Here is a 17,172-nt window from a genome sequence, read left to right as displayed (position 1 = left end):
TACATTATTTTCTGTCTAAAATATCCATAAATTCGTCACCTGTAATTGTTTCCTTCTCATACAGGTACATAGCCAGTTCGTCCAGTTTTTCCCTGTTTTCAGCAAGGATTTTTCTTGCTTTTTCATGCTCTGCTTTTACGAGCTGCACGACTTTTTCATCAATTTCCTTCTGTGTATCTGCAGAACAGGAAAGAGACGTATCGCCGCCAAGATACTGGTTGGTCACGTTTTCCATTGCCACCATGTCGAATTCATCTGTCATGCCGTAGCGGGTGATCATCGCTCTTGCAATTTTTGTTGCCTGTTCGATATCATTGGAGGCTCCGGTCGTGATCTCACCAAATACGATCTCCTCTGCCGCACGTCCGCCTGTAAATGTAGCAATCTTATTCTCAAGTTCTTTTTTCGTCATCAGATATTTATCACCCTGCTCAACCTGCATAGTGTAGCCGAGTGCACCTGAGGTACGCGGGATGATCGTAATCTTCTGAACCGGTGCTGAATGACTCTGCAATGCAGCTACCAGAGCGTGTCCTATCTCATGATATGCAACAACCTTCTTCTCCTGATCTGAAAGAACCGCATTCTTCTTCTGATATCCTGCAATAACCACTTCTATACTTTCTTCGAGATCAGATTCATTTACAACGGTCCTTCCACTACGGACAGCACGTAATGCTGCTTCATTTATAATATTGGCAAGCTCCGCACCGGATGCACCGGATGCCATACGTGCAATCGTATGCAGGTCAACATCATCAGATGCTTTTATCTTCTTTGCATGAACCTTTAAAATTGCTTCACGGCCTGCAAGATCCGGCAGTTCAACCGGCACACGCCTGTCAAAACGTCCCGGACGTGTAAGTGCCGGATCTAACGACTCCGGACGGTTCGTTGCAGCAAGAATGATGACACCATTATTTCCTTCAAATCCGTCCATCTCTGTAAGAAGCTGGTTTAAGGTCTGCTCCCTCTCATCATTTCCGCCCATTTGTCCGTCACGCTTTTTACCAATGGCATCAATTTCATCAATAAACACGATACATGGTGCCTTTTCCTTTGCCTGTCCGAAAAGATCTCGAACTTTGGAAGCTCCCATACCGACAAACATCTCAACAAATTCTGATCCGGACATTGAGAAAAATGGTACATTTGATTCACCTGCAACTGCTTTTGCAAGCATTGTTTTTCCGGTTCCCGGAGGTCCTACAAGAAGGACACCTTTTGGCATAGACGCACCTACATCGGTATACTTCTTCGGATTGTGAAGATAATCAACGATCTCTGAAAGGTTTTCTTTCGCCTCATCTTCTCCTGCAACATCTGAAAAACGGATTCCCTCACTGGATTGCACATAAATCTTCGCATTGCTTTTTCCCATTCCAAAAGCCATCGAATTTTTTCCTCCGGCATGCTCCATCAGTTTCTTCGCCATATAATTTCCCAGTGCGATAAAAAGGATCAATGGCAAAACCCCGGTCAGCAGGAAGCTGATGATTGGTGACATCTGCTTATCGATATCTTTTGCGAATACTGCTCCACATTCATATAGCCTGTCCGTCAGGTTCGGATCGTTCATCAGACCTGTTTTATAAATATTTTTTTGATCTTTATCTGTAAAGATGATCTGATTGTCCTTAACTTCTACTTCACCAATATTCTTCTTCTCGATCATGCTCATAAAAGTTCCATAATCCGTTTCCTTTACCTGATGCTCCATAAGGATTGGTGTGACAACCAGATTAAATACGATCAGCACTATTAACACAATCCCATAATAATATGCCAGTGGTTTTTTCGGTGTTTTAACTTCTTTCATGGTCTTTCCTCCTGTTGTTCTGCGCTATGCTTTCTCCGTGCATTTTCGTATTATTTATTCTGCCATCTGACTTCGCCCTTGGACAGAAGCGGATAACAGATCAGCTGATCTGAATCCAGATTTTCCGTATGCATGTCAACCGCTGTGATCTGATGATTATCATAAGTCGTATAATAATAAATACCTTTTGCTGTATTACAACAGGACGTGTATATCGTGATCTCATATTTGCCTTCTGTCACCTCACAGCATCCACGCTGCTGATCTACGGATCCTAAGATATGGAAGAACTGGCTTACACTCTCATCCTCTTCTTCACCAGAGAGCGAATTTAATTTTGTAAAGGCAACTTTCACAAATCTTGACTGGCTGGAAAGATCTCCAGGTATTCCCATTCCACCCATTCCTCTGCTATATGCATCAAGCTGTAATACTTCTGCAAAAGTACTCTCCGGCTGTTTTCTGGATACACCGGCATAATTATTCAGTGCAAACATCTGACCGGGGAATGGTGGATTATTGGTAAGCACTCCTACCGGATTATCATATACATGCAGCCCATCCTTCATAGACTCAACAACGATACAGGAGTCTTTGTCTGCAATGATCCAATGAAGCTGTGCTGTCGGCAGCTGTTCGCTGAATGCTGTGCCTGTCAGGTACAATCGAAAATATCCTATCCACCTCCGTTCAAAGAGAAATAGGGATTTCATGTATCGGGTTGCATAAATCTCGTTACCATTATACTGCATTATAAGGCAGATAAGCAATCTGTCTTTTTGTCATAAAAAACCTTATCTAAATGACATTGAATGATTTATTTTCTATCTAAAATTTTATTAAACCGACTAAAGACTCCATAGTTTATGTGTTTGACTTACTGTTTATATCTATCTTCTCCTAAATATTTTTCTAGTCATTGCAATATAAAATTGCTTATACAGTCTCTCCCTTAAGAGTCCTGGTATTCTGGATAATATACAGAGCGACCGATATGACCATCATTATAGCGCACTTTCCTTTTTTTTAGACATAAACCAATAAAATATAACACAAAATGCTAAAGCAAACACAACACCAAAAACATTTTGAATCACTCTAAGACTAACCGCTCCTTGTAGTCCATAAGTCTCTGCAGCAATGGCTAAAGCACCAAATGTGTTAAATACTGCCTGCCAGCCATATTGTGCTGAAAATCCTACACCGATTCCACCAAGAATTCCTATATATGCATAGATTGACGAAGGAAGCAGAAAATATAATACTGTAAAACATATAACACCTGCAATATTTCCGACAATCCTTTTACGGACTCTGTAGTGCATATCTTCCATAAATGGCAAAATCGCAGACATGGCCGCAATACCAGCCCACATTGCACGTGGCATATTACAAAGTTCTGCAATGCAAAGGACAATCGGTACGCATAAAATCTGACATATCTGCCATTTTGTTCTGGAAGAAGTGATATCAAATTCTTGTATCAGATCTTTCAGATTTCTTTTATAAGTTCTGTTTTTATGATTTCGATAAAATACGAAGCAGGTAAGTGCTGCACCTAAAGCCATTCCGACTAATCGCATCTGATAGCTTTTTCCCGTAACATCATAACCATATAGCAGCAGATACCCAAGAACCAATGTAGATTGATTAAACATGAATGGATTATGGCATCCGAACAGAATCAACACAGCCAGTGCCGCAATATTTAACAGCATTCCCAATACCGGTGAAAACTGATTTGCTAAATGCGGACATACAGTCATAATTACAAAGAACAAAGCCAAAAGCATCGTAGATTGTCCGGTGTGGATCCCCAGATCCGCATTCCGAAATACCATAAGGCATAATAAAACTACTACACCCACAATACTATTCTCATTTCCAAATAAGATACTGAAAATAGTAACAAATAAAAAACAAAATGCCATTGTAACAGCTATCTTTACCAAATATACCAGTATATGATATGATTTTTCTTTCACTGTTTCACTCTTTTTCAACAGATTTTTAGAACCTGCCTGATTTAACTGCAATTCCTGATAAAATGTCATGTAATTCCTCCTCTATATGTTTTTCTTAAACTTATATGGCCTCATCTTTCTGTATTGGAAGCTCTACAACAAATCTGCATCCACCATATTCCCGGTTTTCTGCCTTGATTGTCCCGCCAGCACTATCTACGATCCGTTTCACAAGTGCAAGGCCGAGACCATTTCCTTCTGCTTTATGAGATCCATCTACCTGATAGAACTTGTCAAATATTCTGGATTTTACATCATCCTCTATTCCTGGTCCTTCATCTTCCAGAATGAACTTAACAGAATCCTGTTCTTGTTTCAGAAACATCGTAATTGTCCCCTTTGAAGGGCTGAACTTAATCGCATTATCCAAAAGATTTATCCAGATATGCATAAAAAGTCCTTCATTCCCAGTATATTTAACTTCCTCCAATTCTACCTGAAAACCAATTTCTTTTTCTGTCCATTTTGTTTCCAATGAAAGAAATGCCTGGCGGATCTGTTCATCCAGACGATATTCTGTTTTTTTCATTGGTATATTCTGATTCTCTAACTTGGATAACAGCAAAATATTACCAACCAATCCGGAAAGTCTTTGGGTGTTAAATAAGATTTTTTCTACATATTCCTCTTGATCCGGAGACAGTTCTTCTCCCTGAAGCAGCATTGTATATCCTTCAATGGCATTAATCGGGGTCTTAAACTCATGAGAAACATTAGATACAAAATCCATCTGCAGCACCTCTGTTGCACGAAGTTCTTTTGTCATAACGTTAAAACTTTGATAAGATTCTCCAACTTCTGCTATACGGCTGTTCGTTTCCAAATGCTGTTCAAAATCTCCCCGAGAAACTTCCTTCATTGCTTTACTAAGTCTGGTAATTGGTTCCAGTAACTTTGCATTGATAAAAGAAGTGATCAGCCCTGCAATCAATGTATTGAAAATCAAAAGCCAGCCAAGCACAGGTATGCTGCCCGGCAGATTAAAAAAATGATTCAAAAAAGCAAATAATAAAGCAGATATGACTGTTGAAAATACAAGTGCCAGCCAGATTGCACCAGTCAGACAGGATCGGATCCGCAATCCTTTTTCTTTCTTTTGTTCCATTATTTTTTCACCACCTTGTATCCAATTCCACGCATTGTTACGATTTCAAAATCAGGGTTATCTTTAAAACGCTCTCTGATTCTTCCTATATGTACCTCTATCGTATGTGGGTCTGCCTCCGTCTCGTATCCCCATACTTCATCCATCAACTGTTGTTTTGTAAATGTTCTGCCTGGCGAAGCTGCAAGCTTATATAAAAGCAGGAATTCTTTTTTAGGCAAAACAAGACTTTCCTTATCAGTTGTAACCGTCATTGCATCATAATCAAACTCTGTTGAACCGATCACAATTTTGTGTTCATTCAGTATCTGTGCACGGCGAAGCAGTGCTCCGACTCTTAAAACCATTTCATTCACATTTACCGGTTTTACCATATAATCGTCACTTCCCGAAAGAAATCCCTGGCGCATATCATCAAAGGAACCTTTCGCAGTGATCATAAGTACCGGTATCTGATATCCTGCTGAACGAAGTTCTGACACCAGTTCATAACCATCCATAACCGGCATCATAATATCAGAAATGATCAAATCAATATATTCCTTATCCAATATTTCTAATGCCTGTGCTCCATCCGATGCACTTTTGACTTGATATCCATTCTTCTCAAGCACTTTTTGGAATAGCTGGCTTAATTCTTTATCATCTTCTACAATCAATATTTGAAACACGTTTTCCTTCCTCCTTATTAAAACAGATACCTTGCCCATCCAAGCAGATGCTGTACTAAAAATATTTTTCTCTGACGTTTCTTTGTTAATTCGATTGGCTCTACATGATATGGATCATTATAAGTTCCGCCTTCTAATATCTGACGGGACACTTTTTCATATTCCATCATGCCCTCTTCCAACTGTTTATTAATATCTTTACTGCGTATTACAAGCATCAGTTCCGTATCCAGATATGTACTTCTCATGTCCATATTAAAGGAACCGATTACAGACAGATCATCGTCAATCAGAATACTTTTTCCGTGGTATGAATAGCCGCCTTCATACTCCCAGATATCAATTCCTGTATTTAAAATTCTGTTTCTGTTTCTCGCATAATCAGCAGCCCCAAATGGATTCCCATTATTCGCAACTGAATTTGTCATGATAGAAAATTCCGGAACTCTCTCCGCAATCTCTTTCCATGTATTATACATCATATCATTGCAGATAATATATGGTGTATGAATTTTCACGCGCTCTTTTGCATTTTTCATCAATTCTCCCAACTGATACCACACTACTGGTTCTTTGGAACCTGTGTGAATAGGATTTGACACTAATGTAATCTTTTCTGTCTCAAAAGTTTCGTCCGTGTAATCGGTATCGCAGATTCTTTCCTTATTCTCTTCAAAATATTTCTGATAGCCGTTCTGCAGCTCTAAAACTGCGTTCTTTACAGATTTTCTATTTGCCAGTTTTTTATTGTCATGAAAATAACCACTGTCTTCCTGATTCCATATGGTTTCAAAATACTCTGACAACTGGTTAACTGAATTTTCTTTCTCAGGTTCATCGCAAACCACTAACACGTCTCTGTCATAGTTCTTATGTCCCGGAAAATCACCCAGGAAATAATTGTATGTATTTCTTCCCCCAAGAATATATCTCTTTCCATCTGCAATCAAATATTTATCATGCATTCTACCCATCATTTTCCACGGTTTCAACGGATTGGCCTTATTATATAGTTTAATTTCAACATTCTCATGGGAAGATAATCCATAGAAATACGGATTTCCTTCCATATCAATCCAGCTCTCCATTCCATCTACTAACAGACGAATATGTACACCTCTGTCTGCCGCATCATGCAGTGCTCCTAAAATCAATTTTCCACTTTCATCGGATTGAAATGCAAAAGTAGAAAGAATAATTTCCTTTTTTGCATTCTTGATCAAACGCACTCTTTGTAAAAGCGCTTCTGGATTCTTTTCTATGATTACTGCCCGTTCTGTATTTTCACTGCATTCGTTCCATGACCCATTTTTTGTTTCTTTTTTGGTTGTATTGGACACTTCCGGCTGCTTTTTATATGCAACGCAGATTCCGAGCAATTCATAAAAAGCCACACATAAAAAAATTGCCAGTATAACAAGAAGGATTTTACATATTTTATGCTTTTTCATTGTACATCACCTGATTCCTTTTTTTCATACATATACAATACAAAGTCAATCTCAATTTAACCTCAACAAGGTTTGTTTTTTTCATCCATGCAAAATCTTCTTTGTACAACAGACTGTTAGATATAACAAAAACGACCTTTCAAAAACAGTTAACTTCTAAATCAACTGTTTTTTGAAAGGTCGTTTCATCAGATTCTTATAGCAATCCAGCAAATAATCTCATAAATAATTGTCCCAGTCGCAAATATGCACTTCGTCCGGTTTGATATTGGTCTGTCACATCACGACATTCTCCCATCGTTCTTATCAGATCATTTTTTATTTCCACAACTGCCTGACAATCTACCATAAAACAGCCGTTTTCAAAATGGTGATATAAACTTCGATAATCCAGATTAATTGTTCCACAAGTTGCCATACAGTCATCTGCCACACTCATTTTTGCATGACAGAAACCAGGAGTCCACTCATAAACACGAACACCATGTTTAACTAATCCATGATAAAAAGAACGAGTTATATTATAAATGAATTTTTTATCAGGGATACCAGGTGTGATAATTCTTACGTCTACCCCTCGCTTAGCAGCCAAGCATAACGCATGCGTCATTTCATCTGTTATGATTAGATATGGAGTCATAAACCAACAATATTTTTCAGCTTTATTTATCATACTGATATAAACTTCTTCTCCTACTTGCTCATTATCCATAGGGCTGTCTGCATAAGGTTGAACAAACCCAGTTTGCTGTGCCGCATAATCATATTGGAAAAGGTATTTACTAAAATCAGAATCATTAGCATCCTTATCACTTACTGCATTCCACATTTCCAAAAATGTCACCGTAAGCGACTGAACAGCATCTCCTTCTAAACGAATACCTGTATCTTTCCACTGTCCATACGGGTGTGTGTAATTAAAATATTCGTTTGCTAGATTATATCCACCTGTAAATCCGACTTTTCCATCAATAACTGTTATTTTTCTATGATCACGATTGTTCAAAAACAGATTTAAACCTGGCATAAACGGATTGAATACACGGCAATGAATTCCTATTGCCTCCATCTTTTTCACAAAATCTGTGTTAATAAAGCCTATAGAACCCATATCATCGTAGAATACTCTAACTTCCACACCTGCTTTTACTCGCTCTTCCAGAACATCTTGAATCTTATGCCATGCTTCAGCGTCTTCTATCGCATGATATTCCATAAAGATAAACTTCTGTGCTTTCTCCAAATCCTTAAGCTGTGCCTCTAATCCTTTCACTGCTTCATCAAAATACACAATATCCGTATTCTGATAGATTGGATACTGCGAATTTCTTTGTATGTAACTTGCTATATTTCCTGCTTTCGGAATTGTTTCTTTTATTCTGCTCAAACACTCCTGACTGTCCGGAAGCATTGGTAACAATTTGCTATCAATTTCTGCATATCGCTCACGCATTTTATGTGTGCCACCATTCAAACCAATCAACAAATACAGGCCTACACCCATAATTGGGAAAATTAGAATTAAGATGACCCAAGGCATTTTCATAGAGGATGTCTTATTTGATGCGTACAATCCCAAAACCAAGATCCCACCCAAAATCTTTGTAAATAAATTTATGATTTCTGCATATTCATTCAAGCGTGTTACGATAGTAATAATAAAAATCACTTCCAGAAGAATGCAGATTATGGAAAAACACAGCCGTTTTACCCCATTTTTTGTTTTTGCTTTGCCTTCTAAAGTATCTTGTTTCATATATATTCCACCTTCCTACTTGCTCAGTTTTCTCCCTAAATTTCGTGAAACATACCAATTTTGTCTTTTATTCTCTGCATTTCATTATCTGCTTCAATGATAGCTCTTGCAGAATGAAGTAATTCTTCACTTATCTCATCATAGCCAGGCATTTCTTCAATTCCTTTTTTATAGCGAAGTTGATGTTCCAATGTTGCCCAGAAATCCATACCATTGGTTCGAATCTGTAATTCTACACGCATAGGTGTTTTACCCTTAGCAAAAAATACTGGTATTTCAACAATCATATGATAGCTTCGATAACCATTCGATTTTGGATTTTTTATATAATCTTTTATTTCAATAACTTTAATATCATCCTGTTGGGTAATCAAATCTGATATCATATAAATATCGTCAATAAACGCACAAACTATTCGAACGCCTGCTACATCATTGAGATATGTCTGTATATTTTCTGTTGTAAATTCATATCCCATCTTCTGCAGTTTATCGTAAATACTATTGGGCTTCTTAATTCTTGTTTTTATAAAAGAAATAGGATTTCGATTGTTCTCAACTGAAAATTCATCATCCAAAACCTCAAGTTTAGTTTGTATCTCCCGAATAGCACAACGATACATCATCATTAAATTATAAAATTTTGTAGCATTATTTAAAAACTGTAGTGATTCCGAACTGGCCATCCTAAGTTTTTTTACTTCATCTTTTGTCATGGAACTTTCCTTTCTACCTCATCCCTGATTTCAAAACATTATTTATTTTGATAGTTGATTCTTTCTCCTTGAATTACTGGATAACAAATCATTTTATCACTATCCAGATTTTCTACATGCATATCTACTGCACTGATCTGATGGTTTTCATAAGTATTATAATAAATTCTCCGCAAACCATTGAAAACACTGGATTTGTCGCAGGTGAGCTTTCCCTTATTGTTTCCCTTGTGTTATATCGTCCCACCAGTGTTTACGAACTCTGATAAGGGAAAATACAAGGGCACAAGAGGTCCGGTGGACCTCTGCTCTGTGCCGACCGAAGCGGCAGCGGAGACCAAAAAAATTATATAAAACAGTATAACACAAAATAAAAGTGACATGGTGAACTGATTGAAATGCTTCTGATTTTTGTAGCAAATAATTGATTGAACGATAAGGAGATAAGATACGATGAGAATAATTTCTTCTCAGCGTTTCCGACAACTATTTTCTTTCCTTTGACACCTTCTCACTTATTCTCTGATAGATTTCCCTTGTCTCTGCGTCATTTTCCCCATTTACAACTAATATTTTTCCATCTATGTTCACGACAACATATGAATGGCAGGAGGCATGAGTGTAGCGGATATAATCTCCGAAGATATCGTTTTTGAAGTTTCCCATAGCATACTTCAGGTTTCCAAAACCATTAGTTCTGTAATCTTTATCGTTCTGCAATACATTTTCTTCATAAGAAATGCTGTCAATTTGCGAATACTCCCCTGTATAATCATTCCATCCTTTTGCTTCAATGTTAAAATCACGATCATTACAACGAATCTGAATGCTTCCCCAAAACAAAGTCCATATAGTAAACACAATAACGGAAATTGCGATGATCAGATATATCACACTTTTTTTGTATTATACTGAATTTTTAAGCCTTCTCCGGTTGCCAGCTTTTTCTTATAAAAAAGGTAGGAGTAGAGAATGCTAATGATTGCAGCTGCCATAATACTTATAATATACACAACCAGTGCAGCCATGCTTTCCCCAAAAAGTCCACAAATCATACATAAAATACCTGATGCCATCCATAATTTGCCGCTGAATCTATGTGTTGCATTCCAGTTTTCTTCATCCATTAAAGACCATACAACTCTTATTCCTATGGTATTATTCTGTTTCACTTTTGGCAAATAATTTCCAATAACCATAAACAGCAGTCCAGTTCTATAGTAAATTACTGCCATAAACAGATTTTCCATATCTGCTCCCATATTGACCAGTCTTGCAATACCATTATAGAGTAATGTTATAATTTTCTTATTAGATTAGCTATATTATAACGTGCTGTAGATTGGATGTCGATGATTTTTTGACCATATTTATTGTTTTATATGTTACTTCTCTATTAGTTCTGCAAACTTGAATCTGATGCTGTCTACCTCTTATCCAATCCATTTTTTAATTTCAAAATATCTTTTCTGATTTTTTCAATGACTATCTTAAATTCCTCATCACTTTTTCCTGTTGGATCTTCAAGTCCCCAGTTATCATCAAACGGTCTTCCTATAAATGGACATCCCACATTACACCCCATTGATATTGCAATATCCGGATTTGGAATATCACTAACCAGCTTACTGAACTGTCCATCTGCTTCCATATCTATATTATATAATTCCTTCATAATACGGACAGCATCTTGGTTAATCTGTGGTTTTGTTTCTGTACCCGCCGAATAACTTTGAAACACATCTGATGCCAGATGTCTTCCAAAAGCCTCAGCAATCTGACTTCGGCAGGAATTATGGACACAAATAAATGCCACTTTTACATTACTCATGAAATGGACACCTCTCCTTTATACACTGCTCATTAAAATCTGTGAATCCACATTGCATTTGTTCGTATTGCAATGTTACTCCATAATGAGCATTCACATAATCAATACCATTCTTAAATGCTATCATTGCATCTCTCTTGCAGCACCTTGGTCCGTTTATGGCTCCTAATTCTCCGATTGCTTTCGAGGTAAACTGCATATGATTTCCCCATGTTCCATCTGTTGAAAGCGGACCTGTTCCGTCGATGATTGCAAGTGCAGCGCCAATGGATGTAATTGCTCCGCATATTCCCCATAAACCGCACATTGCTCCCGGCATCCGAAGTCCTTCTGACATCAGCCTGTCCAATGCCTGTTCTAAGTCTATCTCTCCACCTGCGTTTTTGTAGGCTACTAGCAAACTTGCACCATCTAATATATGGTGTTCCGGTCCATGAATGCTGATATATTCCTTCTCTGCAATCTGCTTAAAAATAACAACCGGATTTGTTCCCTGTTCTTTCTTTATATCTTTTACAATCAGTTCTGCTTTTTCTCTTACTGTCATAGAAACCTTCCTTTCGTCTTATTTGCAATTCTTACAAGCATAAGCATTACCGGAACTTCTGTTAAGACACCCACAGTAGTAGCAAGTGCAGCCTCACTTGTTGTTCCAAACAATGCAATCGCCACTGCCACCGCAAGTTCAAAGAAATCAGATGCTCCTATCATTCCTGCAGGTGTTGCAATATTGTGTGGCAGTTTTAACAGATAACACGCTACGTATGCGATTCCAAAGATCAAAAATGTCTGAATTATCAAAGGTATTGCAATCAGTATTATGTGTATAGGATTTTTCAGAATAACTTCCGACTGAAACATAAATATCAGCACTAATGTCAATAGTAATCATCATTGGATAAATCATAATCCAGATTAATACAGCCATAGGAATAGATATCCCTGCATATTCAAACTCATTTAATATATTGGGTATCATCGGGAAAAAATGTCCTATGGATACATCGATGATCATGCATAGAATAACCCACATGTCAAACTGCCAATAAAATTCTTGAATTCTAATAAAGTATCACAATTCAAAGAGTAATGATGCCATTTACCTTCTTTGCGATCATTCACCAATCCACATTCCACCAGTATCTTCATATGATGAGACAGGGTTGGCTGTGTAATTTCAAATTTTTCCAAGAGCCTGCATCCACATTTTTCGCCATCTGACAACATTTGCACTATTTCTAATCTGTTTGAATCTCCAAGTGCCTTGCAGATTAATGCAACATTTGTTAGTTCCATTTCATTTACCTCGCATTGATATTTATCTATATGTCTAGATTAACATATACATAGATAATTATCAATGTGTTTTTATAAAATAAAGCCATACATTTTCATGTACAGCTTTAAAAACAGGAAGTTACCTTCTACTCATATAAAATATATCAATAGCATTACTTGCAAACTCTGCTGTGCCAACTCCTCCAACATCATCAATATTTTCCGTAAGTTCTCCTCCACCGGCATACATTCTTCCAAGACCGCATAAAATCTTATCAGAACATGTATAAAAATGATCTGTAATGTAATCCTGAAGTTTCCTTACCTGCAACTGCACCTGTTCATCTTCTGGGTCCATTTCTTTCATTTGTCCGAATTCAACAAATAATTGCATAAACTCATTTGCAACAGTAGCTTCATCGTCTTTCGTCCAGTTCTTTGTTTTCTCTTCAAACTCCTTATACTCAGAGGTTTGTCCCCATTGTTCTTTTGCTCGTTTAGAATACTCATCAATCTTTGTTGTATCAAATACTTTAAAATCCATATATTTCACTCCTATTCCTTTTATTCCTCGAGCGAAACTAATAAGATTTTCAAGATGCTCTTTTTTCATAGTAAGCAATTCAATCTGCTGCTCTAATGCTTTATTCCTGTCAAAGTTAGGGGCATCAATTATCTTTTTAATCTCCTTAAGCGGAAATTCCAATTCTTTAAACAGTAAAATTTGTTGCAGCCTTTCCAAGGATGTATCGTCATACAACCTATAACCTGACTCTGTATATTCAATAGGTTTTAAGAGACCAATGGTATCATAATACTGCAGAGTGCGTATACTCACTCCTGTTAATTTACTTACCTCATTCACTGTCATCATTGTCATTTCCTCCTCTCGATAAACATATCGTAAACTATTACGTTGCGTAGGAGTCAATAGTTCCGATTGCAGCTTCATTCACGATTACTTTATATCCATTTTTTATAGCACCTAATGCTGTCAGTGCAACGCAAGCCCCACCATCTACACCCACAACTTCAACATATTCAATATTGTGTTTTTTCAGCAATATATCAAGTCCAGAATTAGTAAATGCATTACCTTTATATTTTATGAATATATTATCAGATACTATATGCAATTCTTTAGCAAAATCAATATCTTCTGTTCCTTCATATGCATGAAATGGTGCAAACTTATTTATCAGATTCTTCTTCATTACATTTTTTATATAACCTCCTATATCTACCATTACAATTCTAATAGATAATGCGGAAATGAAACTTTCAGTTATAATGAAAGTTTTATGTTATAAAAAATACCGATCTTAATTCTCCACTATTTACGAATTATTAAGACCGGTATTTATTTCATTTTTTAATTAGCAATTAATCCCGACGTAGTGTAAACTTTCCTACCAGATCGTTTAATGTATATGCCTGTGCGGATAATTCCTCACTGGTAGCAGACGATTCCTCTGCTCCCGCAGAGTTCGACTGCACTACTTCCGATATCTGATTCACACCAAGTTCTGCCTGTTGCATCGCCTGTGCCTGCGCAGCAGACTCTTCACTCAATCGTTTTGCATCTGTCGCAATCTCCTTGACTCCCGTAACGATCTGCTCCAGAGATTCCGCTGCTACCTCCACTGCCTGGTTGCCATTCTCGATCTCCTGCAGCGATCCCTCGATCAGGCTTCTGGTATCTACTGCCGACTGTGCACTCTGTTCGGCCAGTTTACGGATCTGTTCTGCCACCACTGCAAATCCCCGTCCGGCTTCTCCTGCTCTGGCCGCCTCAATTGCCGCATTCAGAGACAACAGGTTCGTCTGACTCGCAATATCTTCAATGTCAGCAATAATATTCTGTATCTTTTTAGATGTTTCATTGATTCGCTCCATTTCCTCCATCAATGACCTCATCTGCGTATGCCCTGCATCCGCCTGCTGTGCATAATTCTCAGCCTTTTCCGTCGTCCTCTGCAGTTCGCCGGCTGTACGTGACACGGCATCTGTGATATTCGTAATGGTTGCCGTCAGTTCTTCCACAGATCCTGCCTGCTCTGTTGCTCCTTCTGCCAACGCCTGGGCAGATTGTGCAAGATTCTCCGATCCGGCAGATACCTGCTTAGCGGCCTCTTCTACCTGCTGTAAGGTACTGTTCATCTGTCGGTTCATCTTACGCATGGCATCTTTCAGTGCCACAAACTGTCCTACATATTTCTCTTCGATCTTAGTACCGATGGCATAATTACCCTCCGCCATCTGTCCCAACAATTCTCCTGCATCCGTAATGATCAGATTCAGGTCAGCAGCCATGCCTTTTGCGACCTGTATCATATAGGATATCTCATCTTCCGTGTTTCTGTCCGGGAATGCACTATTCAGATCTCCCTGTGCAAAAGTCTGAAGTCGATCTGCCAGCGCTATCATCGGTTCTTCGATATTTCCTGCCATTTTCTTGCCTAATACCACAGAACTCCAGAAAGAGGTCACTACGATAACCAGAATCGCGATCAGCATAAAACGCTCCATATGACGCAGATCTACCTCCGCCTGATCTCCTTTTTCGACGCACAGATTCATCAAGTCTACAAACTCCGCGTATATCCGTTCGTACTGTGCGGTCAGCTCTCCGATATCCAGATCCTGCGCCTTCAGATATCCGTCCTCGTCATCGGAAGTAGCCAGTTCCAATACCTGTGCATCCAATTCCCAGTACCCGTCCAGTTCCTGCAATATTTTATTATAGGCATCCCTGCCTTCGGTGAATTTGATTGAGCGGTTCAATTCATCTATGTAAGCCTCAAACGCTTCCTTTTTCTGGTCATGCAGTTCGATCTGCTTGTCTATCACTGCTTTGTCATCATAGCCTACTACTGCACGTAATGCGCTCCGGCTCTCCGAAAATGCCGCGACCGCTTTACCGATATCTCCCTGTGTAAATCCGTATCGGCTCAATGCCTTTTCATACTGTATCGCTGCGATCAGTAGTACTACGATTCCAATAACTGCCGCAATCGCACCGATTATTGCTACTTTCACAAATCCTTTCGTCAGTTGCTTTTTAATACCTTGTTGCTTTTGTGTGGCCATATAAAGCTCCCCCTAGTTTATCCGTTAAATAAGCTGCCGTGATCAACATCTCTATACAATAGTAGCACATCCCCTTTCATTATTCAACTGTACGAAATGGGTTGCCAGAGATTTTGCAGGACTGAAACTTGACTTTGCAGTTCATGTAACAGTTCTTTCATGTACTCCGACCTCTCATTACATAAAAATCCAGTTTTTCATTTATCATTCTGATTTCTTCGTCTTTGGTCATGTTAAAACCTCCCTACATTATATACATGGCACTTCTCGACAAATTCTTACAAATAACTACAAATTTTTTCACAAGAAACGAAAAAACGATACTGCATAGATTTCTTACTCCACACAATATCGTTCTTCTATATTTATACTTCCCCGAAGTTCCGGATGATGCAGAAGCTCTACTCTTCCTATTGTCTTGATCAGCTGCTGTAAGCCTTTGACCGGAAGATATGCTGCCTGCACCGGTATCAGTACAGAATCTGCACATGCCAATGCGTTAATTGTCATCATTCCAAGTGAAAGCATACAATCAATTATGATGTAATCATAAAATTCTCTCAGCCTGTCTACCATAGATCTCAGAATCAGTTCCCTGCTCATGGCATTTACTAATGACACCTCAATTGCTGACAATTCAATGTTAGCCGGGATAAGGTCTACGCCTTCTTTATGGTGTAAGATTGTCTTTTCTATATTCAGTTTTTCATCATTCACAATGTTCATCATCAGTGTTCTGTCAATGACACTTCCTCCTTTTCCCTGAACGAAAAAAATCGCCCAGACTAGAATTTTTAATCTAATCTGAGCGATGCTTCGTCAGGCCTGTTTTCTTCAAGCAAGAAAAACATTTTTACATTCATTGACAACCTAAATCTTATCCTACACTTTAGTTATCTCCATTGGGTGCTTGGATAGATTTAGTTCTCGGTGCCCGTTTTGTCTTTTCGGTGCTCCAATTACTCATTTTTATATTTTTTCGGTGCTCGCAAGCACCATAAAATAAAAAATGCAACAATGAATTTTTACGATCATTGTTGCAAAAAATCGATGTTCCCGGCGGGAATTGAACCCACAACTAGCGCTTAGGAGTTCAAGTCACTACAGAAAATCTATGTTTTTCTTGGTCAACATAAGTCAAGCAACAACTTGATTTTACTGACTTTCCTGTAAATCCATGTCAAAATAAGAAAACTGAAAATCATCCAAGTTAAGCACCTCTCGCTGACAAATGAGTGACACTGTCACCCTGAGGGTTCAACCATTCCGTTCCTGCGAATTCATATTTATGGCTACCATTCTCACTGAATATGCGGTAATGATAACACTGTTTTCTTATTAGATTATCTATATCATAACGTGTGTGAAGTCAGATGTCGATTGTTTTTTGACCATTATTTACTCCGCATTACACGTACTCTCTTCTATGTT

Annotated in this window: 16 protein-coding genes and 4 pseudogenes; all 20 read right to left on the bottom strand. The window is 38.2% G+C overall.

Annotation, left to right across the window (positions count from 1 at the left end; translation table 11 throughout):
• Positions 1-4 precede the first annotated feature (4 nt).
• On the bottom strand, positions 5-1,819 hold the full coding sequence (gene ftsH, locus DXB39_RS14115; RefSeq protein WP_005360262.1) for an ATP-dependent zinc metalloprotease FtsH: 1,815 nt from the start codon (positions 1,817-1,819) through the stop codon (positions 5-7).
• A 50-nt stretch (positions 1,820-1,869) separates the two neighbouring features.
• Positions 1,870-2,478, bottom strand: a pseudogene (locus tag DXB39_RS14110) (linear amide C-N hydrolase); the annotation flags it as partial.
• 277 nt (positions 2,479-2,755) lie between these two features.
• A pseudogene (locus tag DXB39_RS14105) lies at positions 2,756-2,839 on the bottom strand (CDP-alcohol phosphatidyltransferase family protein); the annotation flags it as partial.
• A complete protein-coding gene (locus tag DXB39_RS14100) occupies positions 2,824-3,873 on the bottom strand; it encodes an FUSC family protein (RefSeq protein WP_117842340.1) in 1,050 nt (349 codons plus the stop codon). The gene DXB39_RS14100 and the pseudogene DXB39_RS14105, both read right to left, overlap by 16 nt.
• Positions 3,874-3,904: 31 nt before the next feature.
• Positions 3,905-4,948 carry a HAMP domain-containing sensor histidine kinase gene (locus DXB39_RS14095; RefSeq protein WP_015559634.1) on the bottom strand — a complete coding sequence of 348 codons (1,044 nt, stop codon included), beginning with the start codon at positions 4,946-4,948 and terminating at the stop codon, positions 3,905-3,907.
• On the bottom strand, positions 4,948-5,658 hold the full coding sequence (locus DXB39_RS14090; protein WP_117699027.1) for a response regulator transcription factor: 711 nt from the start codon (positions 5,656-5,658) through the stop codon (positions 4,948-4,950). The genes DXB39_RS14095 and DXB39_RS14090 overlap by 1 nt, the downstream gene beginning before the upstream one ends.
• The gene (locus DXB39_RS14085; RefSeq protein WP_117842339.1) at positions 5,637-7,070 is read right to left on the bottom strand and encodes a phospholipase D family protein; all 1,434 of its coding nucleotides are present in this window, start codon (positions 7,068-7,070) and stop codon (positions 5,637-5,639) included. Before DXB39_RS14085 ends, DXB39_RS14090 begins: the two co-directional genes overlap by 22 nt.
• A gap of 196 nt (positions 7,071-7,266) precedes the next feature.
• Positions 7,267-8,826, bottom strand: coding sequence for a cardiolipin synthase (gene cls / locus DXB39_RS14080; protein WP_117842338.1), 1,560 nt, complete (start codon positions 8,824-8,826; stop codon positions 7,267-7,269).
• Positions 8,827-8,861: 35 nt separating this feature from the next.
• Complete coding sequence (locus tag DXB39_RS14075) at positions 8,862-9,542, bottom strand: GTP pyrophosphokinase (RefSeq protein ID WP_117842337.1); 681 nt, start codon at positions 9,540-9,542, stop codon at positions 8,862-8,864.
• Between the two features lie 38 nt (positions 9,543-9,580).
• A pseudogene (locus DXB39_RS14070) lies at positions 9,581-9,706 on the bottom strand (choloylglycine hydrolase); the annotation flags it as partial.
• Positions 9,707-10,028: 322 nt separating this feature from the next.
• Positions 10,029-10,403 (bottom strand): PH domain-containing protein, encoded by a 375-nt coding sequence (locus DXB39_RS15355; protein WP_442969664.1) that lies wholly within the window; start codon positions 10,401-10,403, stop codon positions 10,029-10,031.
• Between the two features lie 29 nt (positions 10,404-10,432).
• Entirely contained in the window at positions 10,433-10,792 is a 360-nt protein-coding gene (locus DXB39_RS15125) for an SdpI family protein (RefSeq protein ID WP_242986247.1), read from the bottom strand.
• A 176-nt stretch (positions 10,793-10,968) separates the two neighbouring features.
• Positions 10,969-11,373 (bottom strand): arsenate reductase ArsC, encoded by a 405-nt coding sequence (locus DXB39_RS14055; protein WP_117699022.1) that lies wholly within the window; start codon positions 11,371-11,373, stop codon positions 10,969-10,971.
• Complete coding sequence (locus tag DXB39_RS14050; protein WP_015526525.1) at positions 11,366-11,920, bottom strand: DUF5714 domain-containing protein; 555 nt, start codon at positions 11,918-11,920, stop codon at positions 11,366-11,368. The genes DXB39_RS14055 and DXB39_RS14050 overlap by 8 nt, the downstream gene beginning before the upstream one ends.
• A complete protein-coding gene (locus DXB39_RS15350) occupies positions 11,917-12,156 on the bottom strand; it encodes a hypothetical protein (protein ID WP_330416233.1) in 240 nt (79 codons plus the stop codon). Before DXB39_RS15350 ends, DXB39_RS14050 begins: the two co-directional genes overlap by 4 nt.
• 228 nt (positions 12,157-12,384) lie before the next feature.
• Positions 12,385-12,669, bottom strand: a complete 285-nt coding sequence (locus DXB39_RS14040) for an ArsR/SmtB family transcription factor (protein ID WP_117699020.1) — start codon at positions 12,667-12,669, stop codon at positions 12,385-12,387.
• A gap of 121 nt (positions 12,670-12,790) precedes the next feature.
• Positions 12,791-13,525, bottom strand: a complete 735-nt coding sequence (locus DXB39_RS14035; RefSeq protein ID WP_117699019.1) for a MerR family transcriptional regulator — start codon at positions 13,523-13,525, stop codon at positions 12,791-12,793.
• 37 nt (positions 13,526-13,562) lie between these two features.
• On the bottom strand, positions 13,563-13,898 hold the full coding sequence (locus tag DXB39_RS14030; protein WP_117842336.1) for a cysteine hydrolase family protein: 336 nt from the start codon (positions 13,896-13,898) through the stop codon (positions 13,563-13,565).
• Between the two features lie 136 nt (positions 13,899-14,034).
• Positions 14,035-15,741, bottom strand: a complete 1,707-nt coding sequence (locus DXB39_RS14025; RefSeq protein WP_117699365.1) for a methyl-accepting chemotaxis protein — start codon at positions 15,739-15,741, stop codon at positions 14,035-14,037.
• A 378-nt stretch (positions 15,742-16,119) separates the two neighbouring features.
• Positions 16,120-16,476, bottom strand: a pseudogene (locus tag DXB39_RS14020) (ParA family protein); the annotation flags it as partial.
• Positions 16,477-17,172 lie beyond the last annotated feature (696 nt).

This window comes from Roseburia sp. OM03-7AC, assembly GCF_003462625.1.
GTDB lineage: Bacteria > Bacillota > Clostridia > Lachnospirales > Lachnospiraceae > Roseburia_C > Roseburia_C amylophila.
Note: the sequence above shows the minus strand (reverse complement) of the source record. Positions and strands in the feature narration are given on the sequence as shown.